Raw genomic sequence first — 25,928 nt, forward strand, 5'->3', positions numbered from 1 at the left:
GGGTAGAGCCCCGGCCTATTCCCGGGCTCTGCCCGGACCGGCGAGAGGGATGATCCCTCTCGACACCCGGACCGAACCGCCTCAGGCGGCGCTCGCCCGCTTCGGCGGCGGTCCCGCCGGCCGCACCGTGATCCGGGCGGGGAAGTCGTCCGCCTCGGCCATGCTGCCCACCACCGCGATCAGGCTCGCGCCCGGCATCTCCGCGACCATGGTCTCGGCCGGGGCGGCGAGGCCGTAATCCCGCAACGCGCTCCAGCCGTCCACGACCAGGATCTCGGGCCGGCGCAGCAGCGCCCGCGCCAGCCCCACGGCGGCCTGCTGGCGCGCGTCGAGGAGGCGGCCGCGATTGCCCACCTGGAATTCCAGCCCCCGCAGCCGGATGCCCCCCTCCAGGCCGAAGGTACGCACCGCGGCGCGCACCTGGGCCCGGATCTCGGCCTCGCCGTGCATGCGCGCGGTGTCGATGCGGCCGAACAGCAGGTTGTCGAGGATGGAGCTGCGCGGATTGATCCGGGCCGGATCGTAGGGCTCGATGCCGCGGCCGTTCCGGCCCGCCAGCGCCGCCTGCACGAAGCCGCGGGCGCCGACGATGCGCGCCTGCAGGGCGGGCGTGAGCAGGCCGAGCCTCTGGCGCGGCTCGACATAGGGCAGGGCGAGTTCCAGGAAGGTCTCCTCGTCGGCGCGCGCGGGCCTGTCGCCGAGGCCGATCCCGGCGAGCCGCCGCTCGAGGTCCGGCAGCGCCTCGGGGTCGACCAGGGAGAAGCGCCGCATCAGGCCGTGGCCCGGGGGCAGGCCGCGGAAGATCTCGATGAGGGTGCGGGCGATGCGCACGCCCATCTGCGCGAGGTCGTCGTAGAGGTCCGCCCGGATCAGGGCGATGCGCAGGCGGCCGTCGCGGGCGAGGGCGGGTCCTAGCAGGGCGGGATCGTCCGGCACGCCGAAGAGCAGGTTCTCGGCTACGCTCGCCTGCGCGTTGTAGCTGCCCCTGGCGAAGGGGATGACGAGGCCCTGCAGCCCGGCCTCCGCGAAATGCTCGCGCAGATAGGCGCGCGCCTGGATCATGCGCTGCCCCGCCGGTGTCTCGTGGGTGACGGAGCTGAGGGCGCCGAGGCCGAAGCGGTAGAGGTCGTCCTCCATCCCGAGCCGGCCGAGGAGGTGGAGCAGGCGCTGGTCGAGGTCGGCGGCGTCGGTCAGCCCCAGCGCGGCGTAGTCGATCCAATCCTGCTCCACCGTATCGGACGGGTTGCCGGTGCGCAGGGCCTCGGCGCGGCGGGCCTCCGCCGCCCGTCCCTCGGATCTTGGATGCCAGCGCAGGCCGTAGAGCAGGTTGTCACGCAGCGAGCCCGGGAACAGCACCGGCTGCGCGCCGAGATAGGCGATGCGCCGCGCCAGCGCCGTGGTGGACAGGCCCGCGAGGTCGGTCGTGCCGATCCGGATGCTGCCCGCGATCGGCCGCTGCAAGCCGACCACCGCGACGGCGAGCTGACGGGCGAGCGCGCTGCCGGGCGAGGCCAGCGCGAGGCGGGCCGGCAGGGCCGCGCTGAACCCTTCGATCTCGACGCTGCGCCCGTCATGCGGATCGCGCAGGACGACGCCCTCCACGCGCAGCGGGCTGCCGAGCTGCGGCGGGGCAAGTGCGTCCGGCCCGGGCGGGCGGAGGCGGTGGGTGGCGAAATGGGCCGCGACGGTCTCGTACTTCACCTCGACGTCGAGCCGCTGCTGGTCCCAGTCGATCAGCTCCTTCAGGGGTGGGGGCAGGTCGCGGTAGGCGGCGAGCACCGCCACGAGCTGGCCGATGTCGAGCTGACCCTTCAGGGCGAACAGGCCGCCGATCGCGTAGAACAGGAACGGCGTGACCTGGGCGAGCAGGTTGTTGAGGTATTTGACCGCGAACTTGCGCCGGTAGATGCGCAGGCGCAGGTCGTAGAGCCCGTGCAGGCGCCCGCCGATCTCGGCCTGCTCCCAGCGCCCGGCGCCGTTGGCGGTGACCGCGTCGAGCCCCTCCAGCACCTCGCCGATGCGGCCGGCGAGATTGCGCGAGGCGAGCTGGCGGTGCCGACTCAGGCGGATGATCTCCCGGCGCAGGCGCGGGATGACGATCATCTGTACCGCGACCATGCCGCCGGCCACGAGGCCGAGCCAGACGTTCTGCATCAGGATGAAGGTGAGCGCCGTGGCGGCCTGGGTGCCCAGGAAGGCCGGCACCACGAAGGCGTCGCCGATGAAGGTGCCGATCGGCTCCACCTCGTCGCGGATTATGGTCGCGGTCTCCGAGGCCTTCACCTCGCCCTGCGCCTCGGGGGTGAAGCGCAGCATCAGCGAGAAGAGCTGGAAGCGCAGTCGGCGCAGCATGCGCTCGCCGAGCACGCCCTTCTGCAGGTTGATCCAGAACTTGAACGCGCCGTTGATCAGGACCAGCGTGAGGAACAGGCTCGAGAGGCCGAGCAGCAACTCCAGCCGCCCGACCGAGAAGCCGGAGAAGAGCTGGGTGGCCCCGCCGCCGAGCCAGGCCGGCCAGTGCACGGTGATGTCGAGGAAGGAGGTGGTGGCGTTGCCCTTCTCGAAAGCCTTGCCGGTGATGGCGTCGTTGACGATGCGCCGCGGCAGGTCGAGGGACGCGAAGTAGAAGGGCAGGGAGGCGAGGACGACGAGGCAGATCGCGACCTGATCGCGCCGGGAGTAGCGCCAGATGTATCCGAACAATGACGGTTCGAGATCGCGCATCGGGACCTTGGGATGCCTGGAACGCTCGTCCCCGAACTGCCTGCCGGTTCGGGGACGAGCGCGTCGAAACGAAGACCTCGAATCCGGCCCGTCCGCGACGCGGCCGGGCTTCGCCATGGTTCTACGATCGGTCGGGGCATCGGCGCGACGGGAATGTCGCGTCGCGCACAGCCGCACCGCACGCGCCCTGTGGCGGAGCGGCGCAGGTTATGCAACACGGTGCCGAGCTCCGGCCGCGGAGAAGGCCCGTTGACCGCCTTGCGCCCATCGCCCGCCCTCTCAGGCTCCGGCGAGCCCTGCCGCATCCTGATCTACAGCCACGACACCTTCGGGCTGGGGCATCTGCGCCGTTCCCGCACCATCGCCAACGCGGTGGCCCAGGCGCTCGGCGCCCGCATCGTCGTGGTCTCCGGATCGCCGGTGGCGGACCGCTTCGCCTTCGCGCCCGGCGTCTCCGCCGTGCGGATCCCCGCCGTGACCAAGCGGGTCGATGGCGGCTATGCCAGCCTGGAGCCCGGCCGGGCGCTCGCGGAGACCGTTGCCGCGCGCGCCGCGCTCATCGCGCGCACGGCCGAGGGCCTGCGGCCGCACCTCGTCATCGTCGACAAGGAGCCGACCGGCTTCCAGGGCGAGATCCTGGGGATGCTGGAGCGGGCGGCGGAGGGCGGCGCGCGCCTCGTCCTCGGCCTGCGCGACGTGCTCGACGATCCCGCGCTCCTCGCTCCCGAATGGGCGCGGAAGGGGGCGGGGGAGGCGCTGGAGCGGCTCTACCACGAGGTCTGGGTGTACGGCGTGCCGCGCATCCACCGGCCGCTCGACGGGCTCGATCTCGATCCCGCCGTCGAGGACCGCCTGATCTATACGGGCTATCTGCGCCGGGACCTGCCGCCGCCGAGCCCCGGCCGGACGTTGCCGCCCCTCGCCGAGGCGCCCTTCCTGCTGGTCACGCCCGGCGGGGGCGGCGACGGCGCGACGCTGATCGACTGGGTTCTGGCGGCCTACGAGGCGGATCCGGGCATCCCGCTGCCCGCCCTCATCGCCTTCGGCCCCTTCCTCGACGTGGAGACGCGCACCGCTTTCCTCGCGCGCATCGCGCGGCTGCCGGGGCGGCTCTCGGCCATCACCTTCGACAGCGAGATCGAGCGGCTGGTGCACCGCGCCGCGGGCATCGTCGCCATGGGCGGCTACAACACGTTCTGCGAGATCCTCTCCTTCGACAAGCGCGCGGTGCTGGTGCCGCGCACCGAGCCGCGGCGCGAGCAGGAGATCCGGGCGCGGGCCGCCGAGGCCCTGGGCCTGGTGCGCGTGCTGAGCGAGGCCGAGGGCCGCGCGCCGGAGCGGATGGCGGCGGCCCTGCGCGCCCTGCCGGAGCAGCCCGAGCCCTCGCGCATGGTGGTGCCCGGCCTGCTCGACGGGCTCGACGCCATCGTCGGCCGGGTGCGGGCGCTGGCGGAGCGGGCTTTGCGCCGCGCGGGCACCCCATGAGCGGCCCCCGCATCGCGGTGGTGGTGAAGGGCTATCCGCGCCTGTCGGAGACCTTCATCGCCCAGGAGCTGCTGGCGCTGGAGGCGCGCGGCCTGCCCCTGTCGATCTGGTCGCTGCGGCAGCCCACCGACGGCGCGCGCCACCCGATGCACGAGGCCATCCGGGCGCCGGTGACCTACCTGCCCGAATATCTGCACGATGCGCCCCTGCGGGTGCTCGCGGGCCTCGGCGCGGCGCTGCGCCGGCCGCGCCTGGCCGGCCTGCTCCGCCTGTTCGCGCGGGACTTCCTGCGCGACCCGAGCGCCTCGCGCCTGCGCCGCCTCGGCCAGGCCCTGGTCCTCGCCCGCGAACTGCCGGAGGGGGTGACGCATATCCACGTCCATTTCCTCCACACGCCCGCGAGCGTCGCCCGCTACGCCGCGCGCCTCACCGGCCGCGCCTGGACCTTCTCGGCGCATGCCAAGGACATCTGGACCACGCCGGACTGGGAGCTGCGGGAAAAACTCGCCGACGCCGCCTGGGGCGTGACCTGCACGCGCGACGGGCTCGGGCGGCTGGAGGGGTTGTCGACCCATGCGCCCCTCAGCGAGCGGGGGGCGACGGATTCAGACGAGGCGCAGGTCCCCTCTCCCGTTCGGGAGAGGGACAGGGTGAGGGTCGAGAACTCTACGGACAGAGCGGAGCCGGAACCGCCTCGCCGTCGCGCCCCTTCCGAAACCTTCTCATCCCTCACCCCAGCCCTCCCCCGAGCGGGAGAGGGGGCCTGTCGCGGTTCGCACGCGGGCCCGGAAAGCTGGTTTCCTGCCCCGACAAGCGGGGAAGGAAGGAGCCGCCTCCTCCTCGCCTATCACGGCCTCGACCTCGCCCGCTTCCCGGCGCCGCCCCCCGTCCGCCCCGCCCGGGACGGGGGCGACCCGGCCGACCCGCTGCGCCTCGTCTGCGTCGGCCGGCTCGTCGCCAAGAAGGGGCATGACGACCTGCTGGAGGCCCTGGCGCGGCTGCCGCGCCTGCACTGGCGTCTCACCCTGATCGGCGGCGGCGAGCTGCGGGCCGAACTCGAAGCCCGGGCGGCGGCTCTCGGCCTCGGCGAGCGCGTGCGCTTCCAGGGCGCGCTGGCCCAGCCCGCGGTGATCGCCGCGATGCGCGAGGCCGACCTGTTCGTGCTGCCGACCAAATCCGCACCGGGCGGCGACCGCGACGGGCTGCCGAACGTGCTGATGGAGGCGGCGAGCCAGGAGCTGCCGATCCTCGCTACGGCCTTCGCCGGCACGCCCGAATTCATCGCGTCCGGCGAGCATGGCCTCCTCGTCCCGCCGGGCGACACCGCGGCCCTCGCGCAGGCCCTTCAGGACCTCGCTGGCGATCCGGATCTGCGGCGGCGCCTCGCCCTCGGGGCCCGCGCCCGGCTCGTCCGCGACTTCGCGATGGAGGCGGGCATCGACGCCATCGCTGCGCGGCTCGCCGCGAGCGCCGGGATCGCCCTGGCTCCGGCCACCATCCAGACGGAGGGAGTGCGCGCGTGCGCGTGCTGATCGCCGTCACGCATCTCCTCGGGGCGGGCCATCTCACCCGTGCGGCGGCGCTCGCCCGCGCGCTGGCGGCGGAGGGCCACGCGGTGGTGCTGGCGAGCGGGGGCAGTCCGGCCCCGCTGGTGCGGACCGACGGCGTGCGCCTCCTCCAGCTCGACCCGGTCCATATCCGCGGCACCGCCTTCTCCGACCTGCTGGACAGCGAGGACCGCCCGGCCGACGGCGCGCTCTTCGCCCGCCGCCGCGAGGCCCTGCTCGGCGCGCTCGCGGATCTCGCGCCGGACGCGGTCGTCACCGAGCTGTTCCCCTTCGGCCGGCGGGCGCTCGCGGCCGAGTTCCTCGCCCTCGTCGAGGCCGCGCGGGCGCGTCGCCCCCGGCCCCTGGTCCTCGCCTCAGTGCGCGACATCCTCGTCGCGCCGGACCGGCCGGCGAAGGTGGCCGAGGCCCATGCGCGGGTGGCCGACCTCTACGACGGCGTCCTCGTCCACGGTGATCCGGCGCTCGCCGCCCTCGACGCCTCCTGGCCCGTCGATTCCCGGCTCGCCTCGCGGCTCACCTATACCGGCTACGTGGACGAGGGCGGGCCTCTGCCTGAAACGGGGCCGCGCGCGGGCATCCTCGTTGCGGCGGGCTCCAGCGCCGCCGGGCTCGGGCTCCTCGCCGCCGCTGCGGAGGCGGCGCGGCGGCGGCCGGATCTCGGCTGGCGCATCCTGGCGGGGAACGGCGTGTCCGAGCCCGCCTTCCGGGCGATGGGGGAGGGGCTCGCGCCCGGCACCCTGGAGCGGGCGCGGCCCGATTATCGCGCGCTCCTCGCCCGCGCCGCGGTCTCGGTGAGCCAATGCGGCTACAACACCGCCGTCGACCTCCTCGCCGCGGGCCCGCGCGCCGTGCTGGTCCCCTTCGAGGCCGGGCGCGAGACGGAGCAGCGGCTGCGCGCGGAGCGCCTCGCCGCACGCAGCCTCGCCAGCGTGCTGCCCGAGGCGGAGCTTACCGCCGACGCGCTTCTCGCCGCCGTCGAGGCCGCCTCGAGCGCTCCGGAGCCGCCGGCCCACGGCATCCGCCTCGACGGGGCCGCCCGTACCGCGGCGCTGATTGGAGAGATGCGCCGCCGCCGCGCCCCCGCCGGCCTCGACCTCGACCCGCTGCGCGCCGCCCTTGACGCGGCGGGTGAAGCGGGGCGGCGCGTCCGGTTCTGGTGGCGGGACGACGATGCCGTCGCGGGCGAGCCCGCCCTCGACCGCCTTCTCGATCTCGCGGAGGGGACACCGATCCTGCTCGCCGCGATCCCGGCCGGCATCGTGCCCTCGCTCGCCGAGCGCCTCGCCCGCGCGCCGCTGGCCCGCGCCGCCGTGCACGGCCTCGCCCACGCGAACCACGCGCCCGCAGGCGAGAAGCGGGCGGAGTTCGGCCCGCACCGCCCCCTCGACGTTCTCTGCGAGGAGGCGGAAGCGGCCCTCGGGCTCGCCCGGGTGCGCCTGCCGGAGGTGCTGCCGGTCTTCGTGCCCCCCTGGAACCGGATCGCCCCCGATCTCGCCGCCGCCTTGGCCGATCTCGGCTATGCCGGCCTGTCGGCCGCGGGCGGCGGCGCCGGCCCCGTCGCCCTCGTCCGCCACGACATCGACCTCGACCCGATCGACTGGCGCGGCACCCGCTCGCTCGTCGATCCGGCCCGCCTCGTCGCCGATCTCGTGCGCCGCGTCGCGGCGGGCGGGATCGGGCTCCTCACCCACCACCGCGTGCACGATGCGGCCCTGTGGGACTTCCTCGGCGCGCTCCTGCCCCTCCTCGTGCGACACCCGGCCGTGGATGTCGCCGACCCGCGCGACCTCTTCTCCGTCCGGCCGGTGGACGGGGAGCCCGCGGCGTGGTCGAGTGCGGGGACGAGGATTTCGTGAGCCCGCTCCTCTCGATCCGCGACCTCCGCGTCGCCTTCCGCACCGAGGCCGGCCCGTTCGAGGCCCTGCACGGTCTCTCCCTCGACGTGACGCGGGGCCGGACCCTGGCGCTCGTCGGCGAATCCGGCTCCGGCAAGTCCGTGACCGCGCAGGCGATCCTGCGCATCCTGCCGCGCGCCGCGGCGATCACCGGCGGGCAGATCCTGTTCGAGGGTCAGGACGTCGCGAGCCTCGCCGCGGACGGCCCGGCGATGCGGGACCTGCGCGGCCAGCGCGTCGCCATGATCTTCCAGGAGCCGATGACCTGCCTGTCGCCCCTCCACACGGTGGGCGACCAGATCGGCGAGGCGCTGCGCGTCCACACCGACGCCTCGCGGAAGGAGGCGCGGGCCCGCACCCGCGAGGCGCTCGCCCATGTGGGCTTTCCCGATCCGGAGCGGGCGCTCGATACCTTCCCGTTCGAGCTCTCCGGGGGCCTGCGCCAGCGCGCCATGATCGCGATGGCGATCATCCTGCGGCCGGCCCTCCTCGTCGCCGACGAGCCGACCACCGCCCTCGACGTGACGACCCAGGCCCAGATCCTGGCGCTGCTCGCCCGGCTCCAGGAGGAGACCGGCATGGGCATCCTGCTCATCACCCACGATCTCGGCGTGGTCGCCAACATGGCCCACGACGTCGCGGTGCTCTATCGCGGCCGGCTCGTGGAGTCGGGGCCGCGCGACGTGGTGATGCGCGCGCCCGGCCACGCCTATCTCCGGGCGCTGCTGCACGCGGTGCCGCGCTTCGACATGGCGCCGGGCGAGCGGCTCACCCCGATCCGCGCGGCGCAGGCCGTGATCCCGCCGGCCCGCTCAGGGCCGCCGAATGCCGGCCCGATCCTGCGGGTCGAGGGCCTCTCGAAGACCTTCACGCTCCGCGCCGGGCGCTTCTGGGACAAGCCCCGCCTCGTGCGGGCTGTCTCGGACGTGTCCCTGACGCTTCCCGCGGGGAAGACCCTCGGCCTCGTCGGCGAGTCGGGCTCGGGCAAGACCACCGTCTCGAAGATGGTGATGCGCGCGCTCGCCCCCGATTCCGGGCGCGTCCTCTTCGATGCGGGCGCCGGCCCGCGCGACGTGCACCAGCTCGGGCCCGCCGAGCTCTTCGCCTACCGCGAGAAGACGCAATTCGTCTTCCAGGACCCCTACGCCTCCCTCGATCCGCGCATGAGCGTGCGCCAGATCCTGTGCGAGCCGATGGAGATCCACGGCGTGCCGAAGGCGCAGGCGCGGGCGCGTGCCCGCGAACTGCTGGCCATGGTCGGGCTCGAGCCAGAGGCGCTGTCGCGCTTCCCCCACGCCTTCTCCGGCGGCCAGCGCCAGCGCATCGGCATCGCCCGGGCGCTGGCGCTGGAGCCGCGCCTCCTCGTCCTCGACGAGCCGGTCTCGGCGCTCGACGTCTCGGTCCAGGCGCAGATCCTGAACCTGCTCAAGGACCTCCAGGCCGCACTCGGCCTCAGCTACCTCATCGTCTCCCACAACCTCGCGGTGATCGACTACATGGCCGACACGATCAGCGTGATGGCGCGCGGCCGCATCGTCGAGGAGGCGCCCCGCGCCGCCCTGTTCCGCGCGCCCGCCCACCCCTACACGCGGGCGCTGCTCGCCGCGGTGCCCGATCCGAGCCTCGACCACCCGCTCGACTTCGCCGCGGTGACGGGGGACCATTCGGACCCCGCCCGCTGGCCGGCGCCCTTCCGCCTCGCCCCCGACGAGGCCGGCGCCATGGTCGAGATCGCCCCCGGCCACCGCGTCCGCCACGGCGCGGCCCTCGACAGGCGGGCCGCCTGATGGCCCGGCTGATGGAGCGCCTGCGCCGCCGCGTGCTCGGCCCCCTGTTCGACCGCCTCGGCTACGACCTCGTGCCGGCGACGCCCGACTGGGCGCACCGCCCCGTCTCGCCCCGGGAGGTCGACCGCCTGCTGGGGAATGCCGCGGCCCGGCTCGCGCAGGACATCGACGCCGCCGGCATCGCCTGCCGGCACGACCTGCGCGCGCTGGCGGAGGAGTTCTGGGAGCTGATCCCGCAGGCCCCCGTGCGGCAGCGCCGCGGCGGCTCCGGCTTCAACGGCGCGCTCCAGCTCTTCGTGCTGATGCGCGCGCTGGAGCCGGATTTCGTGATCGAGTCGGGCGTCTTCCGCGGGCTCACCACCTGGATCATCCGGCAGGCCCGGCCCGAGGCCGAGCTGTTCTGCCGCGATCCCGACCTCTCGCGCCTGCAGTACCGCGACCCGCAGGCCCGCTACTGCACGCAGGACTGGTCGACGGCCGACTGGTCGGGCCTCGATCCCACCCGCACCGTGGCCTTCTTCGACGACCACGTCGCGCAGGGGCGGCGGGTGGTCGAGGCCCATGCCCGCGGCCTCACCCGCCTCGTCTTCGACGACGACGTGGCCGCCCACCGCATCCACGCCCATGGCGGCCCGGCGCACCCGACCATCGCCATGCTGGGTTCCCTGCGCGACGATCCGGAGCCGATCCGCTGGCAGCGCAACGGCCGGGTCTTCGAGCAGCCGGGCGTCGACCCCGTCGCCCGCAAGGCCGCCCGCCTGATCGCCCGCTCCCACGCCTTCGACGACCTGCACGGCGCCACCGGCTACGCGCCCGCGCGGCTCACCTACGTGCAGCTCCATCCGGAGGGCGGCGGATGAGCGGCCTTGGGAGAGATGGGAGCATTCAGGACGAGACGCGGGCCCCCTCTCCCGTTCGGGAGAGAGTTGGGGTGAGGGTCGAGAACTCTACGGACAGAGCGGAGCCGGAGCCGCTTCACGGTCGCGACCTCTCCGGACACTTCTCATCCCTCACCCCGACCCTCTCCCGGACGGGAGAGGGGGCCCGTGGCGCTTCCGGCGAATCGATCGAAGCCGGATCTTCCCCCACGGAGCATGCCGGGACATCCGGCATCTCCCGCCGTGCCCTCCTCGCCGGCCTCGGCGCGCTGCTTCTCCCGCGCCCCGCCCGGGCCGAGGCCCCGCGCCTGCCCGAGACCCCGCTCGTGGTCGATCTCGCGGCCAGGGGGCGCCGGCTCGGGCAGCCCGGCGGCGCGGTGCGCACGCTGATCGCGAAGGCGCGCGACGTGCGCTACCTGTCGGTGTGCAGCTACAGCCGCCTCGTCGGCTACGATGCCGATCTCGCCCTGAAGCCCGACGTGCTGGAGGCGGTGGAGGTCGAGGGTGGGCGCTTCACCCTGCGCCTGCGCGCGGGCCATCGCTGGTCGGACGGCCCGCCCTTCACGGCGGAGGATTTCCGCTACTACTGGGAGGATGTCGCCAACGAGCACGAGCTGAGCCCCGGCGGGCCGCCCGACTTCCTGATGCTCGATGGCAAGCCGCCCGCGGTGAGCTTCCCGGACGCGCGCACCGTGATCTATGCCTGGGAGCGGCCGAACCCGCGCTTCCTGCCCGCGCTCGCCGCCCCGCGCGATCCGCTGATCTACCGGCCGGCCCACTACCTGAAAGCCTTCCATCCGCGCTACGCCGGCCGCGAGGCGGCCGAGGCGCTCGCCAAGCGCGAGAGGCTGCGCAGCTGGGCGGCCCTGCACAACCGGATGGACGACAATTTCGAGCTGAACAATCCGGACTGCCCGACGCTCCAGCCCTGGCAGCCCCGCACCCGGGCGCCGGCCACCCGCTTCGTCTTCGAGCGCAACCCGCACTACCACCGGGTCGACACCGCCGGCACGCAGCTGCCCTATCTCGATTCGATCCTCATGGACGTGGCCTCGACGGGGCTGCTCGTCGCCAAGACCAATGCCGGCGAGGCGGACCTGATGTTCCGCGGCCTCTCGATGTCCGACATCCCGAGCCTGCGCGAGGGCGAGCGGGCGCACCGCTACCGCACCCATCTCTGGCCGCTGGCCCGCGGCTCCGAACTCGCCCTCTACCCGAACCTGACCACCCTCGATCCGGGCTGGCGCGCGCTGAACCGCGACCCGCGCTACCGCCACGCCCTGTCCTTCGCCATCGACCGGCGCACCCTCAACAACACCCTGCTCTTCGGCCTCGGCACCGAGGGCAACGACACGATCGTGCCGGAGAGCCCGCTCTTCTCGCCGGAGCTGCGCACCCTCCACGCCACCTACGACCCCGACCAGGCCAACCGTCTCCTCGACGCGGCAGGGCTGCACAAGCGCGACGGCTCCGGCATGCGCCTGATGCCGGACGGGCGCCCGGTCGAGATCGTGGTCGAGAGCGACGGGGAGGCGAGCCTGATCCTCGACGGGCTCCTGCTCATCACCGAGTTCTGGCGGGAGGTGGGCCTGCGCCTCGTGGTGAAGCCGCAGGAGCGCACCAACCTGCGCCGCCGCTCGGTGGGCGGCATGACCGTGATGGTGGCCGCGCAAGGGCTCGACCTCGCCGTGCCCACCGCGATCATGCCCCCCGCCGAGCTGAGCCCGGCCCAGCCCGACCATTATTCCTGGCCGCGCTGGAGCCTGAACGTGGAGAGCCGCGGCGCCAGCGGCGAGCCCTGCGACCTGCCCGCCGTCCAGGCCCTGATCGACCTCGACCGGCAATGGCGGGACACGAACGACGCGGAGCGGCAGGCCGCGATCTGGCGCACCATGCTGCGCAGCCATGCCGAGAACCAATGGGTGATCGGCACGGTGGCGGGCGCCCTGCAGCCCGTCGTCGGCGCCGACCGCCTCGCCAACCTGCCGGACCGGGCGCTCTATTCCTGGGACCCCACCGCGATGATCGGCGTGCAGCGCCTCGACGAGTTCTTCTGGGATTCCGAGGCCGAGCGCCGGGTGGAGGCGCGATGATCGGCCTCGTCCTCCGCCGGCTCGTCACGATGGCGCTGACGCTGCTGCTGATCTCGGCGCTCGTCTTCTTCGTGATCAAGCTGCCGCCCGGCGACTTCCTGACGAACCGCATCATGGAGCTGCGGGCCGGCGGCGAGGCGGCCTCGGTGGCCAAGGCCGAGCTGCTGATCCGCCAATACGGGCTCGACCGGCCGGTCTGGCAGCAATACCTGATGTGGGTCGGGCTGATGCCGGGCTCGGCCGGGTTCTCCGGCCTCCTCCAGGGCGATTGGGGCTGGTCCTTCGAGTACGACCGCCCGGTGGCCGAGGTGGTGGGCGACGCGCTCTGGCTGACCCTCGTCGTCAACCTCGCCGCCCTCGTCTTCGTCCACGTGGTCGCGATCCCGATCGCGATCTACTCGGCCACGCACCGGCACTCCCTCGGCGATGCGGTGGTGACGGTGCTCGGCTATGTCGGGCTCGCCGTGCCGGGCTTCCTGCTGGCGCTGATCCTGCTGTTCTACGCCAACCGCTGGTTCGGCCTCTCCATCGGCGGCCTCTACGACGCGCAGTTCACCGGCAAGCCCTGGGACGGGGCGAAGATCCGCTCGCTCCTCGCGCATCTCGTGGTGCCGACCCTGGTGATCGGCCTCGGGGGCACCGCGGCCATGATCCGGCGCATGCGCGCCAACCTCCTCGACGAGCTCGCCAAGCCCTACACGGTGACGGCGCGCGCCAAGGGCCTGCCGCCGACGCGCGCGCTGCTGAAATACCCGTTCCGGATGTCGCTGAATCCGTTCGTGGCCGATATCGGCAACCTGCTGCCGCACCTCGTCTCGGGCTCGGTGCTGGTCTCCTTGGTGATGAGCCTGCCCACCGTCGGGCCGCTGCTGCTCGAGGCGCTGCGCAGCCAGGACCAGTTCATGGCCGGCTTCATCCTGATGTTCGTGGCGGGGCTCACCGTCTTCGGCATGCTGGTCTCGGACCTCGTCCTGGTCTGGCTCGACCCGCGCATCCGGATGGGCGCCCGATGAGCGACCGGACGCGAGACCGCGCACATTTCATCGATCCGGCCCCCTTCGATCCGGAGGCGACCCGCGAGGGCAGCCGCGAGGCGCTCTCCGCCCGGCGCCTGTTCCTGCGCCGCTTCCTCCGTCACCGCATGGCGGTGGCCTCCGGCCTGATCCTGCTCGCGCTCTACGCCACCGTGCCCTTCGTGGAATGGCTCGCGCCCTACGGCCAGGCCCGGCGCAACGGCGACTTCCTCTACGCGCCGCCGCAGGGCGTGCACCTGTTCCACGAGGGCCGCCTCGTCGGGCCCTTCACCTATCCCTACCGGGCCCAGCTCGACCTGGAGACCTTCCGGCGCGACTACGTGATGGACCGGACGACGCCGCAGCCCCTGCGCTTCCTCTGCCGCGGCGACGCCTATGCCTGGCTCGGGCTGATCGCGAGCGACCGCCACCTCGTCTGCCCGCCCGAGGGCGGCACGCTCTTCCTCCTCGGCACCGACCGGCTCGGGCGCGACATCTTCTCGCGCATGATCTACGGGGCGCGCATCTCCCTCGTCATCGGGCTCGTGGGCGTCGCCATCTCCTTCGCCCTCGGCCTGCTGTTCGGCGGGCTCGCCGGCTATTTCGGCGGATGGGTCGATGCCGCCGTGCAGCGCCTGATCGAGCTGGTGCGGGCGCTGCCGGAGCTGCCGCTCTGGCTCGCCCTCTCGGCGGCGCTGCCGCCGAACTGGAGCCCGCTCTGGATCTTCTTCGGCATCACCCTGATCCTCGGCCTGCTCGACTGGCCGGGCCTGGCGCGGGCGGTGCGCGGCAAGCTGCTGGCCCTGCGCGAGGAGGATTTCGTGGCCGCCGCCGAGCTGATGGGCGCCTCGCCCGTCCGCGTGATCGCGCGGCACCTGATCCCGAACTTCATGAGCCACCTGATCGCCTCGGCGACGCTCTCGATCCCGGGCATGATCCTCGGCGAGACGGCGCTCTCCTTCCTCGGCCTGGGCCTGCGCCCGCCGGTGACGAGCTGGGGCGTGCTCCTCAACGAGGCGCAGAACCTCGCCGCCGTGCAGCTCTATCCCTGGCTGCTCGTGCCCGTGCTGCCGGTGCTCGTCACCGTGCTCGCCTTCAACTTCCTGGGCGACGGCCTGCGCGACGCCGCCGACCCCTATCACTGAGACCCGAGACCATGGACGACCTCGCCCGCGCCCTGACCGCGCGCACGGCCACGCTCGGCGTGATCGGCCTCGGCTATGTCGGCCTGCCCCTGGCGCTCGCCGCCGTGCGGGCCGGCTTCTCGGTGATCGGCTTCGACATCAACCCGGAGCGGGTCGCGCGCATCAATGCGGGCGAGCCGGTGATCAGCCATCTCGACACGGAGGGCCTGCGCGCCGCGATCGCCACCGGGCGCCTGCGCGCCAGCACCGCCATGGCGGAGCTGAGCCTGCCGGACGCCATCCTGATCTGCGTGCCGACGCCGCTGACGCCCCAGCGCGAGCCGGACCTCTCCTTCATCCGCGTGACGGCCGCCGACATCGCCCGGACGCTCCGCCCCGGCCAGCTCGTGGTGCTCGAATCGACCACCTGGCCCGGCACGACGGAGGAGGTGCTGAAGCCCATCCTCGAGGCCGGCGGCCTGAAGAGCGGGCGGGACTTCTTCCTCGCCTTCTCGCCCGAGCGCGAGGATCCGGGCAATGACCGGCACAGCCTCTCCACCGTCCCGAAGGTGGTGGGCGGCGACGGCGCGCAGGCCCGCGACCTCGCCGAGCGGCTCTACGGAGCGATCGTCACGCGCACCGTGCCCGTCTCCTCGACGGCGGTGGCCGAAGCCGTGAAGCTCACCGAGAACATCTTCCGCGCCGTCAACATCGCCCTCGTGAACGAGCTGAAGGTGGTCTACGACGCGATGGGTATCGACGTCTGGGAGGTGATCGAGGCGGCCTCGACCAAGCCCTTCGGCTACATGCCGTTCCATCCGGGGCCCGGCCTCGGCGGCCACTGCATCCCGATCGACCCGTTCTACCTGACCTGGAAGGCGCGCGAGTTCGACGTGGCGACGCGCTTCATCGAGCTCGCCGGCGAGGTGAACCGCGCCATGCCCCATTACGTGGTCGAGCGCCTCGCCCAGGCCCTGGACCGCCGCGGCCGGACGCTCTCGGGCGCCGCGATCCTGATGGTCGGCATCGCCTACAAGCGCAATCTCGACGACATGCGCGAGAGCCCGGCCCTGAAGCTGATCGCCCTCCTGGAGGCACGCGGCGCGCAGGTGCGCTACCACGACCCCCACGTTCCCGATATCCCGCCGAGCCGTGCCCACGGCGCGCTCGCGGGCCGCAGTTCGGTGGCGCTGACGCCGGAGGCCCTGCGGGCCTGCGACGCCGCCCTCATCGTCACCGACCACGACGGCATCGACTACGCCGCCATCCTCGCCCACGCCCCCCTGGTGGCCGACACCCGCAACGCCTGCGCCCGCGCCGGGCTCGACGGCCCGAACCTCGTGAAGTGCTGACGCCTCGACGAAAAGCGCGGCCATGCGCGAGGCGGCTGCGAAAACCCGATTGACGATTGCCTCCCCGCCCCCTAAACGCATCCGCACACCGCCGGAAACGGACGGTTGCCCAGGTGGCGGAATTGGTAGACGCGCTGGTTTCAGGTACCAGTCTCGCAAGAGGTGAAGGTTCGAGTCCTTTCCTGGGCACCATCAGCCGCCTAAAGCGCTGATCCGCTTATACTTTCGGACACCCCTCCCGCACCGGGTCGACTGGTACGGAATTTCCTCGAGCCGCGCGCGCCATTTTCGCTCGGTCCGCAGTGCGCGTGTAGACCGCGCTTTCCCGGCTTCCATCCGAACAGAGCGTTGAGCTGCGCCTCGGTCGCGTCATCCTCGGCCGCGCGGCGCGCGCCGGCCTTGCGCGAACCGTGCGCCGATCCCGGGCAATGGGCCTCCCGACAGACCTTCCCGAACCCTGGGCCGAGGCTCTCCTTCGTGAAGGGGAGGGCGCGCTCGGTCCAGATGAAGGTGAGCTCGCCCGTCTTGGTCGCGGCGGCGAGGGCCGCGAAGATCGGCGCGATCACCACCATGCCCGTCTTCTCGGTCCGGGCACGATCCGCAGGTCACTCCAAACAGTCCCGAGCCTGCAGGGCCGCGTAGCCCTTCGGTGCCGTGCCGGCGCGGAGCCGCTCGCGCTCGGTCGGCGTCGGAGCGCGGTCGAGGTTGACAAGGTCGGCGATGATAGGGCGACCCACCGCCAGCCTCCCAGCATCCCGTTCCTTCCATCCGTGAGAATGACCTTTGCAGAGTCTCGACGGTGACACAGGGATCATAGTAACAACTTAGAAAGACCGCGAGATCGAGCATCCTTGCATAGCAGGAATTGCACGAGATAAATTCATGTACGGCGGTATGAAATCTAGGAACCTTCAAGGCCCGATCGCGGCAAAAATTCTGCTCAGAACCTCTTCTCCCGGCTTCGGATGCATGGCCGTACGGCTGTCCCGTGATGGCCTGCTCTTGATGAGCGAGAGGGCAAAGGATCTGCCGCTCTGGTTTCTGGTGGCGCTCGCTCCCTCCTTCGAGCCAACCCCTTGCGCGGTCGTCTGGCAAAACGGGGACGTCATCAGAGTTGCCGTCTTCGACGGCGCTGAACTTCTCCGCGCCGAGTGCGCTTGAGCCTCGGTCTCGCGCTGCCTGTGAGGGGCTGTTGTCACCCACGGGCGCCTCCGTCCCGCTGCTCCGCGGCGACGAGGCTCGGTGCGTCGAGCCTCGAACGTGCTGAGTGCCAGCACAGGTTCGCGCAAGCATCGACGGTCAGACCAGTATGCAGCAGCTCGCCCTCGGCGTCCGTCCGATGGCGATGCGGGCATGCTGGGCTGAATAGATGATCGATCAGACTCCTTGGCCCCAATTCCGTGGAAAGACCGCCGACCAACAGATCGATGATCTCGCGGTTTCCATCGCAACGCTTGGTCAAGCGTATGAGGGCGTCGAAGGAGCTGAAGAAGCCTATATCGAAGGCGAGCTGACCCTCAGATTGCTCGCAAGCCTTGATGGCACCGAAAGACTTCTGAGGCTGGGCGCCCCTGAAAGGGTCGTGCTCCGTGCCATTGAACGCTTGCAAGCTGAATTGCTGGAGGCTGCCAGAATGCTAGCGCCGACCAGGTGCCATTGAGGCTCTCGGACGCACCTCCGCGCCAGGCGTGCGGCGGACGGATACGTTCATGCGGAGGCACCAAAGACTGCGCTGAGGGGCGGACCCACAGGGACGGGGTTCAATAGCTGCTCTGAATCAGACAACTCGGGCACAAGGCGCCTTCGGCGGCCGCTCGCGAGGAGAAGGGGCGGCCCTTGCGTCCGCGCAGTGCGTTCGCAGCCAGCGTATGGCTCGCCAGTTTCAGGTCCTGGGGCGCGGATTTCTGCGGAGTCGAGGACTGTGCCGTGAGCGTGTGAAGGAGTTCGAGCTCCCAGTCCTTCGGCTTGTAGATCCTGGCTCTCCGCGAGGTCTCGCCTTGGAGGAGCGCCAGGCCGGCCGCGGCCTCGCGCAGGCGTGTTCCGGGCGGTGCCCAATCCTCGACCGTCCGGCCGGTTATGGCGAGCACGTAGCTGCGTGTCTCGAGCGGAAGATTGCCCTTGCCCGCGAGCCAGTTCGCGACCCGTCCCGGACCGCCATTGTAGGCCGCAGCCGCCAAGCCGATATTGCCGAAGCGGCGCGTCAGCTCGCTCAGGAAGGCTGCGGATTTCGGGAGGGCTTCGGCCGGATCGAAGGGGTTCTTCAGGCCCCGGATGGCCGCCGTGGTCGGCATGAACTGGGCGATGCCCTGTGCGCCGGCCCGGCTGACCGCCCGCTCGTTGAAGCCGCTCTCCTGCTTGATGAGGCGCAGGAAGTAGTCGATCGGCACGGCGTGCGCGGCCGCCGCCTCTCGCGCCATGCGCTTCACCTCCGTGACGTCCCGTGCAGGCCCGGTGCCAGGCATCGGCTGGACGGGAAGCGACGCGGCCCGCACCATGATCGGGAGGTTGGCTTCGGGCTTGAGCTGAAGGGTTCGCGTTTCGCCCTCCGCCTGCAGGCCCTCCGCAATCGAGCCGCCGCGCGCCGTCGACAGATCGCCACATAGGGCAGCGCCGGCCAGGAGGATGAGCAGAGGTCGCAAGTGTCGAGTCCTTGCCCGCATTGTCGAGAGGGGATGGATGAAGTCTTGTCGGAGGGAGGCGAGAATCGATCTTTGAAGATCAGTTCATATTTTAGTTATCTGTCTTGTTGCGTGGAAACATACGCCCTATCTCCTGCCGCAGAGCCGGGGAGGTCCGATCATGGTCAGGATTGCCGCGACAGCGTTCGCCATCCTTTTTGCAACCGCCGGGCTCGCTGCCGACGGCAAGCATCACCCCTCGCATCGCTCGGCGCCCGGTGCCTCGATGCTGGATCCGGCCTCCGAGGCGCGGATCACGCAGGCGCCCGATCGCTCGACCGCGCCCGCGCGTCCCATCTCTGAGAGCGAGGCGCAGAACGCTCCCGTCCGTGGCTCGTCGGCGCCGGTCACCTGCAACGACCAGAACGCCTCCTCGCCGACCTGCTACACGGCGACCCAGCAGGCGCGGCCCATCACCCGTTGATGCCGTCGAGGCGTCTCAGCTCTTGGCTACCACGACGTCGCCGGCCGGTGCCGAGGCCTCGGGCGAATCTGCCGGCGTGAGGGTGAAATCGACGGCCCGCCGTTGCTCGTCCAGGGCGCGCAGGAACACCTCGCCAGCCTCGGCATCCTTGAATTTCCACAGGCGATTGCGCGCGCCCTCGAAGATCAGCGAGTAGACGGCAAGTTGGATGCCTTCGCGCACGGCCAGCGTCGTTGGCGAGTTCTTGGTGAAGCCGGCTTCGGCTTGAAGCAGCTGATCGACGGCGGCGAACCGGAACACCGTTCCGTTGACGAGGACCGAGTAGATCGTCTTGGTCGTGGTGACGGAGGCCATGACGCGCCCGGTCTGCACGCTCACCGCGCGGAGCGCCACCGTGACGATGTCCTGCCGATACTGCGTGTTGCCGCCGATCCCGAGGTAGTTCGCACCGATGCCGCCGGTCGTCTCGTTCGAATCGTAGCCGATGATGCCGCCCTGGAGCGCGATGCCGGCGAACCGGAGCGGCGGCAGGCCTTTCGCCTTCGGGCCCTCCACCGCGGTCCGGGTGTTCTGGATGATCTGCCGCTCCTGCAGCAGCGAGGCCAGCTCGTTCCGCTCGACGACGTTGAACCAGCGTCCGCCGCCGGCCTTGACCAGGACATCCATCAGGATGGGCGCGCCGCCCTGGGTCGTGGCGCGCGAGAACTCAGCGAAGTTGTCGTTCGGCTTGTTCTGTCCCGTCAGGTCCGGAAAGCTGTAGACCGCGACGTCGAGCGGTTGGACGGGTGGCGGCAGCTTGTCGAGAATGACGCCGGTCTTGGTCAGCGGGACGAGCGTTGCCGGCTGGGTCGCCGGGTCCAGGACAGAGCCGGTCGTCGCAATGCAGGCACTCAGCGCGCACGACAATAATCCCGCGGCTGCGGTATGCTTCACGACGTTCAGCATTGAACTTCGCTCCCCAAATGTGCTTATTCTTATATCAGTATGCAACCTTCGGAATTCTTACGGATTCGTTGGAATGGCCGTGCCGTTGATGATGATCGTCGGGGTCGCCACCGTGCCGGCATTGCCGAGATTGCTCAGGGCCTGATTGAGGCCGGACAGGTCGGGCGAGTTCTGGCCCGACTTCGCGCCGTAGCCTTGAGCCTGGGCGGTGGAGAGCAGGAATGTGCCGTTCAGAGGGTTGCCACCGAATGTGGGGCTGACCGGCCGATAGACTTGCTCGGTTGCGACCGCCGGCAAGGCGCCCGCCGCGCCGCAAATTGCCGCCAGTGCAATGGTAAGCAAAATCTTCATTTGCAAGTTCCTATTCTGTAAAACAACCTACAGACGGCCCCTTAACGTTTGATCAACAGGCCTCCGTTGGGAAGACGCGCGATGAGCATATTGATGGGCGCCGATCCCTGTGGCTGAATTACGCCAACGCTTAGTCCTTGAGTCCCGACTAGCACAAGGTTCGACTGAAGGTTGCTGCCCGCTTGCAACACGCCCAAATTATTGCCGCTGCCGATCAGGGCGGCCGTCGAGACGTTGTTGGTTCCGACCTGAAGGTGACCGGCGGTGTTGCCATTGCCGATCTGAAGCGTCTGAGCGAGTTGGTGGCCCGTATTGCGAGCGGCCATCTCGGGCGTCGGCGTCGGCGGCGTGATGGGCTGTGAGATCGTCGGTGCGGCCGGAGCCGCGGCCTGGTGATGGATCAGCTGGACCGGGACCGAGACCCCGTTCGCCATCTGGGCGACGTAGACCGGATCGGCCTTCGCGCCGGCCGTGGCGGCCAGCAGCAGCGCGGCGGGGGCCGCGGCGAGGGCGCAGCGGCGGAGGGGGCGGGCGCCGCGGGTCAGGGAGAATGGCATGAGGTGCTTCCTTGATACCACTCGAGGGTGAGGTCGGCCGCGTAGTGCCCCTCCGCCGATCCATCCAACGTCACCGTCGAGAGGATCTCGTCCTGTCCGGGCCGGAGCGCGAAGCTCCCGCTCTGCACGTTGCGGCTCGTTCCGGTCGCGCTGTGCTTGTTCAGGGAGAGGAGGTAGCGGCCCTGGAGGTCTTCGTCGGAGCGGGCGAGAGCCTGGAGGCGGAGGTAGCCGGCGACGGGCTCGGCCTGGATCCGGCAGGTCACGGCCGCGGCCGAGGGGGTTGCCGGCAGGATCGTGGCGGCGAGGGCGGCCGCGAACCCGGAAAGCGTGCGGAGGAAACGGGTTCCTGCCCGAGCGGGGGCAGGGGAGAGGGCGCAGCACATGGGGGTCTGGCGCTCTGATTGAAGAAGGGCAGGCGGGGGGCGGCGGGCCCGAGGGCCCGCCGCCTGTGGAGCCGCCTCAGCGCTGCACGGTCACGGCCGCGTTGCGGTAGCCGAACTGCGCGGTCACCGAGCTATTCGACACGCCGCCGGACGAGTAGCCGCCCGTCGACTGCGAGGTCATGGCGTAGTTGTTCGCACCGACCTGGATCGTCGCCTGGGTGTTGGCACCGATCATGGCCTGCGGGCCGGTCGACTGGGCCGCGTTGGCCATGTTGCCGTAGCCCACCTGCGCGATCAGCGAGCCGTTCGCACCGATGCCGCCGAGCGGGTTCGCGATCGTGGTCGCGAGGCTCGTCTGCTGGGTGGTCAGGGCCGCGTTCTTGGCGCCGATCTGCACGGTCGCCGCGCCGTTCAGATTGGCCGAGGTCTGGCCATTCGTCTGGCTGGTGACGGCCGCGTTCTTGTAGCCGACCTGCAGGGTTCCCTGGAGGTTGGAGCCGTTCTCCTGGCCGACCACCGCGTAGTTCTGCGCGCCGATCTGCGCCACGGTTGAGTTGTTGGAGGTCGGCAGCAGGCTGGCGCCCTTCTGGTTCGTCAGGGCGACGTTCTTGCTGCCGAGCTGGATCACGGAGGAGTTGTTGTCGACGCCGTTGAGGCCGATGAACTGCGGCGCATCGACCATGGCCGTGGTCGTCGCCACGATCGGGGACTTCGTGGAGTCGTAGCCGCTGCCGTTCTTCAGGTACCCGCTGACGCCGATACCGGTGGTGAACGTGGTGGCGTACTTGAGGCCGGTCCGAGAGCCGGTCGAGTTCTGGCTGGTCAGCGCCTTGTTCTCGCTGCCGACTTGCAGCGTGGAGGCGTTGTTCACGCCGCCGCTATACGAAGCCACAGCGTTCGGCAGGTAGAGATTGCCTTCCGTAGACAGGTTGCTCGCAGGAATCGCCCCATAGAAGGAAGAGCCAATCTTCAACAGCGCGAACGCAGGCGTGCTGACGCTTCCCTTGTACTTCACGTTGCCGCCAGATCCGGCAGCACCCGACGAGACCTGAGTGGTCACGGCGCTGTTGCCGACACCGATCTGCGTGGTGCTGGCGGTGTTGGTCTTGCCCTGGGCGTTGCTGTTCTGGCTGGTCGAGGCGACGTTGAAGGCGCCGATCTGGAGCGTGCCCTGATCGTTGCTGCCGCCGACCTGCGTGGCGAACGACACGTTGTTGAGGCCGAACTGGGCCGTGGTCGAGTCGTTGGTCCGGTTGCCCGAGACGCCGGTCTGCTTCGTGTAGGCGAAGTTGCGCACGCCCGCCTGGAACGTGTCTTGGTCGTTGTTGCCGCCGGCCTGGCCGACGACGGCGGCGTTCTTCACGCCGAGCTGCTCGACGGTCGAGCTGTTGCTGCCCGATGCGGTCGCGCCCGACTGGGTGGTCGCCGCGGAATTGCCGAAGCCGACCTGCAGGGTGCCCTGGTCGTTGTTGCCGCCGGTCTGGCCGACGACGGCGGCGTTCTTCACGCCGAACTGCGCCGTGACCGAGTCGTTCTTGCCGGCGCTGCCGCCGTTCTGGTCGATCATGGCCACGTTGCCGACGCCGACCTGCAGGGCGGACTGAACGTTGTCGCCCTTCTTCTGGACGAGGGACACGGCGTTGAGCGCACCGAACTGCAGCGTGGTCGAGGTGTTGCCGGCGGTGCTGGACGCACCCGACTGCGCGAAGGCGGCGACGTTGGCGACGCCGACCTGCAGAGCGCGCTGGGTGTTGTTGCCGCCTTCCTGCTCGGCCAGGACGCTGTTCTTCACGCCGAACTGCGCGGTGGTCGAGTCGTTCTTACCGGCGGCGCCGCCGTTCTGGTAGGTGACGGCCGCGTTGGCGACGCCGACCTGCAGGGTGGACTGCGCGTTGTTGCCCATCGTCTGGCCGACGATCGAGCCGTTGCGGGCGCCGATCTGGGCGGTGTTCGAGGTGTTCTTCTTGGTGCCGGCCTTGCTCTGCTGCGTGAGAGCCTGGTTCTTCACACCGGCCTGGAAGGTCACCTGGTTGTTGTTGCCGCCGGATTGGTCGACGACAGAACCGTTATAGGCGCCGACCTGGGCGATGAACGACTCGTTGTCGAGGGCGAAAACAGAGGTCGTGCTGGCGAGCACGAGCGCCAAAGCTACAGACGTTCTCATGTTGTGATGCCTGCTCTGTCCGGGCGGGTCGCTTGGATTGCGACCACTGTGGAGGCGGAGACCATTCCTCGCCTCTCGACTGTGTTAATGACTTCTTAACAGTCGGCCGGCAAGTGCCCTGATTAAAAATCGGTTAATTTACCGACATGTGCGATGTCGGCCTGGGCTTCAATTGCCTGCAAATTGTCAGGGACATTGCGTTTCTTGCCACTTGCGTGGAAGGCAAACTTATGCAATCGCGCGGATTCAGTATGTATGCGCCGGGTATACTTAAAATTGCCTACGCCTTTGGTATTACGGTAGTCTGACCCGGCCGGAGACGCCGGTCATAATCGAAAGTCGCCATGGACGACTAGAATACTTACTTATGTTATATTTGGCTCGACTCGGGGCGTGCAGCGCAGAACGCGTCGATGGCTTCGCGATGGGCGCGCGCGCTGGTCTGGTCCGTTCGGCAGGCGTCGTCCTTAACGAAGAGCTAACCAAGCCCTTTTAGCAATTGGACTTTGCTTGTCGGAGCGCGTCCATGGTCCAGAGATCCGTATTCGCCTTGGTCACGACTGCTGCGCTGCTGTCCGTCGGCAGCGCTCGTGCGGAAGAGGCTTATGTTCGTCAGTCGGCCTCCGCCGCGACCGCGGAGATGTCCGCGACGTCGTCACTGCGGACGCTTCTCGCGACGCCGGTCGATCTTAGCGCGGCGCGTGCCGCCGCTTCTGCGGCGCCGACCAGCAACATTGCTCAGGTGGTCCAAGTCGGAGCCTATAACAGCGGCACCGTCACGCAGTCCGGCGGCGGTAATGTCGCGGCTCTTTTTCAGCAGGGCCAAGGAAATGTCGCGGTGATCTCCCAGACGGGTCGGGGTCGCTGACTGGAGAGATTGATCCGTACTTCGCTCCGCAAGCGATGCGTAGGCGGTCGAAGCAGAGGATCTATCGATGTCGTCGGCGCTATCGACGACTTCTCGACACTGCTGAGTGCGAGTGCGCACTCAAGAATTGTGGCATGATTTCTGCATTTGTGGATTTATGCTAAGTGGGATAGCTGTTCGGTAGCCCCCTGTTTGACCCGTGCGTGAATTTGGTGGATGCTCTCACTAATCTGCTTGGAGATCCGTCGATACTTCGCTTAGAAGTGTCTCTCGGGTCACGTGAGTTGCCGGTCCGTAGACTCTACGGGACCCGGGATTTCGTCGAATGGCTGAAGGAGCGTGAGCGGGCGTCGGAAGCCTCGAAGCTGGGGGCCGAGACATCCATCATCGAACAGATCGACACAATCTTCTATCGTTTCATCATCGGAGACAGCTTCCACAATCGGTGGGATTTCCGTTGCATCAAGGTCGAGAAGCATCCTGTCTGGGAGTTCAAGACACCGGACATCCGGATCTTCGGCTGGTTTCCCGCGAAGGATTGCTTCATCGCGGCGTATGGGGGCTGGGCAGATTATATAAAGGACCATGACCTGTATCGTGGTTACCGGTTGGAAATTCGACGATTGCGTCGCGAAATGAGTCTTGCACAAGAACTCTGCGGGGAAGGAACGACGCCGGATGACGTCATATCAAATCGATCTCGGGGCGAGATCCGCGACAGTCGGCCGTTTCGTTGACTACGTACGCCAACAACTCGTAAAGGCGTTTCTAGAAGAGAAGCTTTCATCCGGCATGAATGCGAGGGCTCTGGCAGAAAAGCTTTCCATCCCTTGCTCGGAGATCAATGGCCAGCTCTCCGGGATGCGGCCGCTGACCCTGCGCTCGATCGCCGGCCTGGCCTGGGCGCTGGATCAGTCGATCGTTTTCGAGGTCCGGTCCAACCGGCGATCCGAAGGTCGGAACAGTCCCGCGACGGGGTCCATCGTTCATTACCAAGGGTCATATATTCATGGTGTCTCCGCAACCGTGACATCGACGCTGCCGCCGCCACCTGCAATTCGCGTCGCGGGTACCAGCCGACCGACAGAAAGCTTCGCAGCATGAAGCGCTACGGATACTCGATTTTCTGCGACGACATAAGAAACGAAGTCGGCGGAAAATTGAGTTTTATTGGTTGCTATAACTCGGCTATCTTTGTTTCTCACGATTTTCCATGTGTTTTGTCGAAATTCTGTATTCACACCTACGTTGTCACGTCGGCGGACCAGCCGTTCCGATCGCTCTTTTTGCGCTGCTACGTCCCTGGACGCGACGATCCGATCCTGGACGAGAAGATCGAGACGATGAACGTCCCGGCGCAACGGAAACTCGTCTCGGAGTTGGAGCCGGGCTTCGCTGCTCCGCGGCATATCGTGGCCTCCGCGAGCCTGATCCTGTCCCCGCTCGATATAGTATCCGCTGGTCTGATCAGGGTGCGCGCGGTGATCGACGGCGATACGGAGGAACTGGGCCTGGGTTCGCTGAGAGTCGTTGTCGCGGACTAGGTCGCGGACTCATTAAGTTCGCAGCCAGACCCGCAGGGCTGCGAGCTTGACGCTGGCGAGGAAGTTGTCGGGGTCCTTGTCGTAGCGCGTGGCGA

The 25,928-nt window shown here is 69.6% G+C and carries 24 protein-coding genes, 1 tRNA gene and 1 pseudogene; 16 read left to right on the forward strand and 10 right to left on the reverse strand.

Features of this window, described 5'->3' with window-relative positions:
* Positions 1 to 81: 81 nt before the first annotated feature.
* Positions 82 to 2,724, reverse strand: a complete 2,643-nt coding sequence (locus tag MTDSW087_RS20445; RefSeq protein ID WP_144766749.1) for an ABC transporter ATP-binding protein/permease — start codon at positions 2,722 to 2,724, stop codon at positions 82 to 84.
* Between the two features lie 249 nt (positions 2,725 to 2,973).
* On the opposite strand from MTDSW087_RS20445, the gene MTDSW087_RS20450 reads away from it, so the two are divergent.
* From MTDSW087_RS20450 to MTDSW087_RS20495, 10 genes are all read left to right on the forward strand, one after another.
* On the forward strand, positions 2,974 to 4,209 hold the full coding sequence (locus tag MTDSW087_RS20450) for a glycosyltransferase family protein (protein WP_238178722.1): 1,236 nt from the start codon (positions 2,974 to 2,976) through the stop codon (positions 4,207 to 4,209).
* A complete protein-coding gene (locus MTDSW087_RS20455; RefSeq protein WP_238178720.1) occupies positions 4,206 to 5,741 on the forward strand; it encodes a glycosyltransferase family 4 protein in 1,536 nt (511 codons plus the stop codon). The genes MTDSW087_RS20450 and MTDSW087_RS20455 overlap by 4 nt, the downstream gene beginning before the upstream one ends.
* Positions 5,729 to 7,633 carry a glycosyltransferase gene (locus MTDSW087_RS20460; protein WP_144766751.1) on the forward strand — a complete coding sequence of 635 codons (1,905 nt, stop codon included), beginning with the start codon at positions 5,729 to 5,731 and terminating at the stop codon, positions 7,631 to 7,633. Before MTDSW087_RS20455 ends, MTDSW087_RS20460 begins: the two co-directional genes overlap by 13 nt.
* Positions 7,630 to 9,459, forward strand: a complete 1,830-nt coding sequence (locus tag MTDSW087_RS20465) for an ABC transporter ATP-binding protein (RefSeq protein WP_144766772.1) — start codon at positions 7,630 to 7,632, stop codon at positions 9,457 to 9,459. Before MTDSW087_RS20460 ends, MTDSW087_RS20465 begins: the two co-directional genes overlap by 4 nt.
* On the forward strand, positions 9,459 to 10,319 hold the full coding sequence (locus MTDSW087_RS20470; protein ID WP_144766752.1) for a hypothetical protein: 861 nt from the start codon (positions 9,459 to 9,461) through the stop codon (positions 10,317 to 10,319). The genes MTDSW087_RS20465 and MTDSW087_RS20470 overlap by 1 nt, the downstream gene beginning before the upstream one ends.
* 206 nt (positions 10,320 to 10,525) lie before the next feature.
* Positions 10,526 to 12,430, forward strand: a complete 1,905-nt coding sequence (locus MTDSW087_RS20475; protein WP_186383935.1) for an ABC transporter substrate-binding protein — start codon at positions 10,526 to 10,528, stop codon at positions 12,428 to 12,430.
* Positions 12,427 to 13,443 (forward strand): ABC transporter permease, encoded by a 1,017-nt coding sequence (locus tag MTDSW087_RS20480; RefSeq protein ID WP_144766754.1) that lies wholly within the window; start codon positions 12,427 to 12,429, stop codon positions 13,441 to 13,443. The genes MTDSW087_RS20475 and MTDSW087_RS20480 overlap by 4 nt, the downstream gene beginning before the upstream one ends.
* Positions 13,440 to 14,588 (forward strand): ABC transporter permease, encoded by a 1,149-nt coding sequence (locus MTDSW087_RS20485; RefSeq protein WP_144766755.1) that lies wholly within the window; start codon positions 13,440 to 13,442, stop codon positions 14,586 to 14,588. Before MTDSW087_RS20480 ends, MTDSW087_RS20485 begins: the two co-directional genes overlap by 4 nt.
* 11 nt (positions 14,589 to 14,599) lie before the next feature.
* Complete coding sequence (locus tag MTDSW087_RS20490; RefSeq protein ID WP_144766756.1) at positions 14,600 to 15,919, forward strand: nucleotide sugar dehydrogenase; 1,320 nt, start codon at positions 14,600 to 14,602, stop codon at positions 15,917 to 15,919.
* Between the two features lie 107 nt (positions 15,920 to 16,026).
* Positions 16,027 to 16,111: transfer RNA gene (locus MTDSW087_RS20495), tRNA-Leu, on the forward strand.
* An 8-nt stretch (positions 16,112 to 16,119) separates the two neighbouring features.
* Here the strand turns inward: MTDSW087_RS20495 and MTDSW087_RS20500 are convergent.
* Together MTDSW087_RS20500 and MTDSW087_RS31245 are read right to left on the reverse strand one after the other, a co-directional pair.
* A complete protein-coding gene (locus MTDSW087_RS20500; RefSeq protein WP_144766757.1) occupies positions 16,120 to 16,491 on the reverse strand; it encodes a hypothetical protein in 372 nt (123 codons plus the stop codon).
* A 33-nt stretch (positions 16,492 to 16,524) separates the two neighbouring features.
* Positions 16,525 to 16,656 carry a hypothetical protein gene (locus MTDSW087_RS31245; RefSeq protein WP_280525281.1) on the reverse strand — a complete coding sequence of 44 codons (132 nt, stop codon included), beginning with the start codon at positions 16,654 to 16,656 and terminating at the stop codon, positions 16,525 to 16,527.
* 145 nt (positions 16,657 to 16,801) lie between these two features.
* Here MTDSW087_RS31245 and MTDSW087_RS20505 point away from each other — a divergent pair, with 145 nt between their 5' ends.
* Together MTDSW087_RS20505 and MTDSW087_RS20510 are read left to right on the forward strand one after the other, a co-directional pair.
* A complete protein-coding gene (locus MTDSW087_RS20505) occupies positions 16,802 to 17,080 on the forward strand; it encodes a hypothetical protein (protein WP_144766758.1) in 279 nt (92 codons plus the stop codon).
* Between the two features lie 208 nt (positions 17,081 to 17,288).
* The gene (locus MTDSW087_RS20510) at positions 17,289 to 17,579 is read left to right on the forward strand and encodes a hypothetical protein (RefSeq protein ID WP_144766759.1); all 291 of its coding nucleotides are present in this window, start codon (positions 17,289 to 17,291) and stop codon (positions 17,577 to 17,579) included.
* A gap of 100 nt (positions 17,580 to 17,679) precedes the next feature.
* Here MTDSW087_RS20510 and MTDSW087_RS20515 read toward each other — a convergent pair whose 3' ends face one another.
* A complete protein-coding gene (locus MTDSW087_RS20515; RefSeq protein ID WP_238178716.1) occupies positions 17,680 to 18,579 on the reverse strand; it encodes a lytic transglycosylase domain-containing protein in 900 nt (299 codons plus the stop codon).
* 139 nt (positions 18,580 to 18,718) lie between these two features.
* On the opposite strand from MTDSW087_RS20515, the gene MTDSW087_RS20520 reads away from it, so the two are divergent.
* Entirely contained in the window at positions 18,719 to 19,021 is a 303-nt protein-coding gene (locus MTDSW087_RS20520; RefSeq protein ID WP_144766760.1) for a hypothetical protein, read from the forward strand.
* A gap of 15 nt (positions 19,022 to 19,036) precedes the next feature.
* Here MTDSW087_RS20520 and MTDSW087_RS20525 read toward each other — a convergent pair whose 3' ends face one another.
* The 5 genes from MTDSW087_RS20525 to MTDSW087_RS20545 all read right to left on the reverse strand — a co-directional run bounded on the left by MTDSW087_RS20525 (position 19,037) and on the right by MTDSW087_RS20545 (position 23,421).
* Complete coding sequence (locus MTDSW087_RS20525) at positions 19,037 to 19,966, reverse strand: CsgG/HfaB family protein (RefSeq protein ID WP_144766761.1); 930 nt, start codon at positions 19,964 to 19,966, stop codon at positions 19,037 to 19,039.
* 57 nt (positions 19,967 to 20,023) lie between these two features.
* Entirely contained in the window at positions 20,024 to 20,317 is a 294-nt protein-coding gene (locus MTDSW087_RS20530) for a curli assembly protein CsgF (RefSeq protein ID WP_144766762.1), read from the reverse strand.
* A gap of 41 nt (positions 20,318 to 20,358) precedes the next feature.
* Complete coding sequence (locus MTDSW087_RS20535; RefSeq protein ID WP_144766763.1) at positions 20,359 to 20,874, reverse strand: hypothetical protein; 516 nt, start codon at positions 20,872 to 20,874, stop codon at positions 20,359 to 20,361.
* Complete coding sequence (gene csgH / locus MTDSW087_RS20540; protein ID WP_144766764.1) at positions 20,859 to 21,137, reverse strand: curli-like amyloid fiber formation chaperone CsgH; 279 nt, start codon at positions 21,135 to 21,137, stop codon at positions 20,859 to 20,861. Before csgH ends, MTDSW087_RS20535 begins: the two co-directional genes overlap by 16 nt.
* A 196-nt stretch (positions 21,138 to 21,333) precedes the next feature.
* The gene (locus tag MTDSW087_RS20545; protein WP_144766765.1) at positions 21,334 to 23,421 is read right to left on the reverse strand and encodes a beta strand repeat-containing protein; all 2,088 of its coding nucleotides are present in this window, start codon (positions 23,419 to 23,421) and stop codon (positions 21,334 to 21,336) included.
* A gap of 526 nt (positions 23,422 to 23,947) precedes the next feature.
* On the opposite strand from MTDSW087_RS20545, the gene MTDSW087_RS20550 reads away from it, so the two are divergent.
* From MTDSW087_RS20550 to MTDSW087_RS20560, 3 genes are all read left to right on the forward strand, one after another.
* Entirely contained in the window at positions 23,948 to 24,289 is a 342-nt protein-coding gene (locus MTDSW087_RS20550; protein WP_144766766.1) for a curlin repeat-containing protein, read from the forward strand.
* Positions 24,290 to 24,501: 212 nt separating this feature from the next.
* Complete coding sequence (locus MTDSW087_RS20555) at positions 24,502 to 25,026, forward strand: hypothetical protein (protein WP_144766767.1); 525 nt, start codon at positions 24,502 to 24,504, stop codon at positions 25,024 to 25,026.
* A gap of 363 nt (positions 25,027 to 25,389) precedes the next feature.
* Complete coding sequence (locus MTDSW087_RS20560; protein ID WP_144766768.1) at positions 25,390 to 25,833, forward strand: hypothetical protein; 444 nt, start codon at positions 25,390 to 25,392, stop codon at positions 25,831 to 25,833.
* Between the two features lie 12 nt (positions 25,834 to 25,845).
* Here MTDSW087_RS20560 and MTDSW087_RS20565 read toward each other — a convergent pair.
* Positions 25,846 to 25,928 (reverse strand): annotated as a pseudogene (locus tag MTDSW087_RS20565) (IS5/IS1182 family transposase); the annotation flags it as partial.

It is taken from the genome of Methylobacterium dankookense (assembly GCF_902141855.1).
GTDB lineage: Bacteria > Pseudomonadota > Alphaproteobacteria > Rhizobiales > Beijerinckiaceae > Methylobacterium > Methylobacterium dankookense.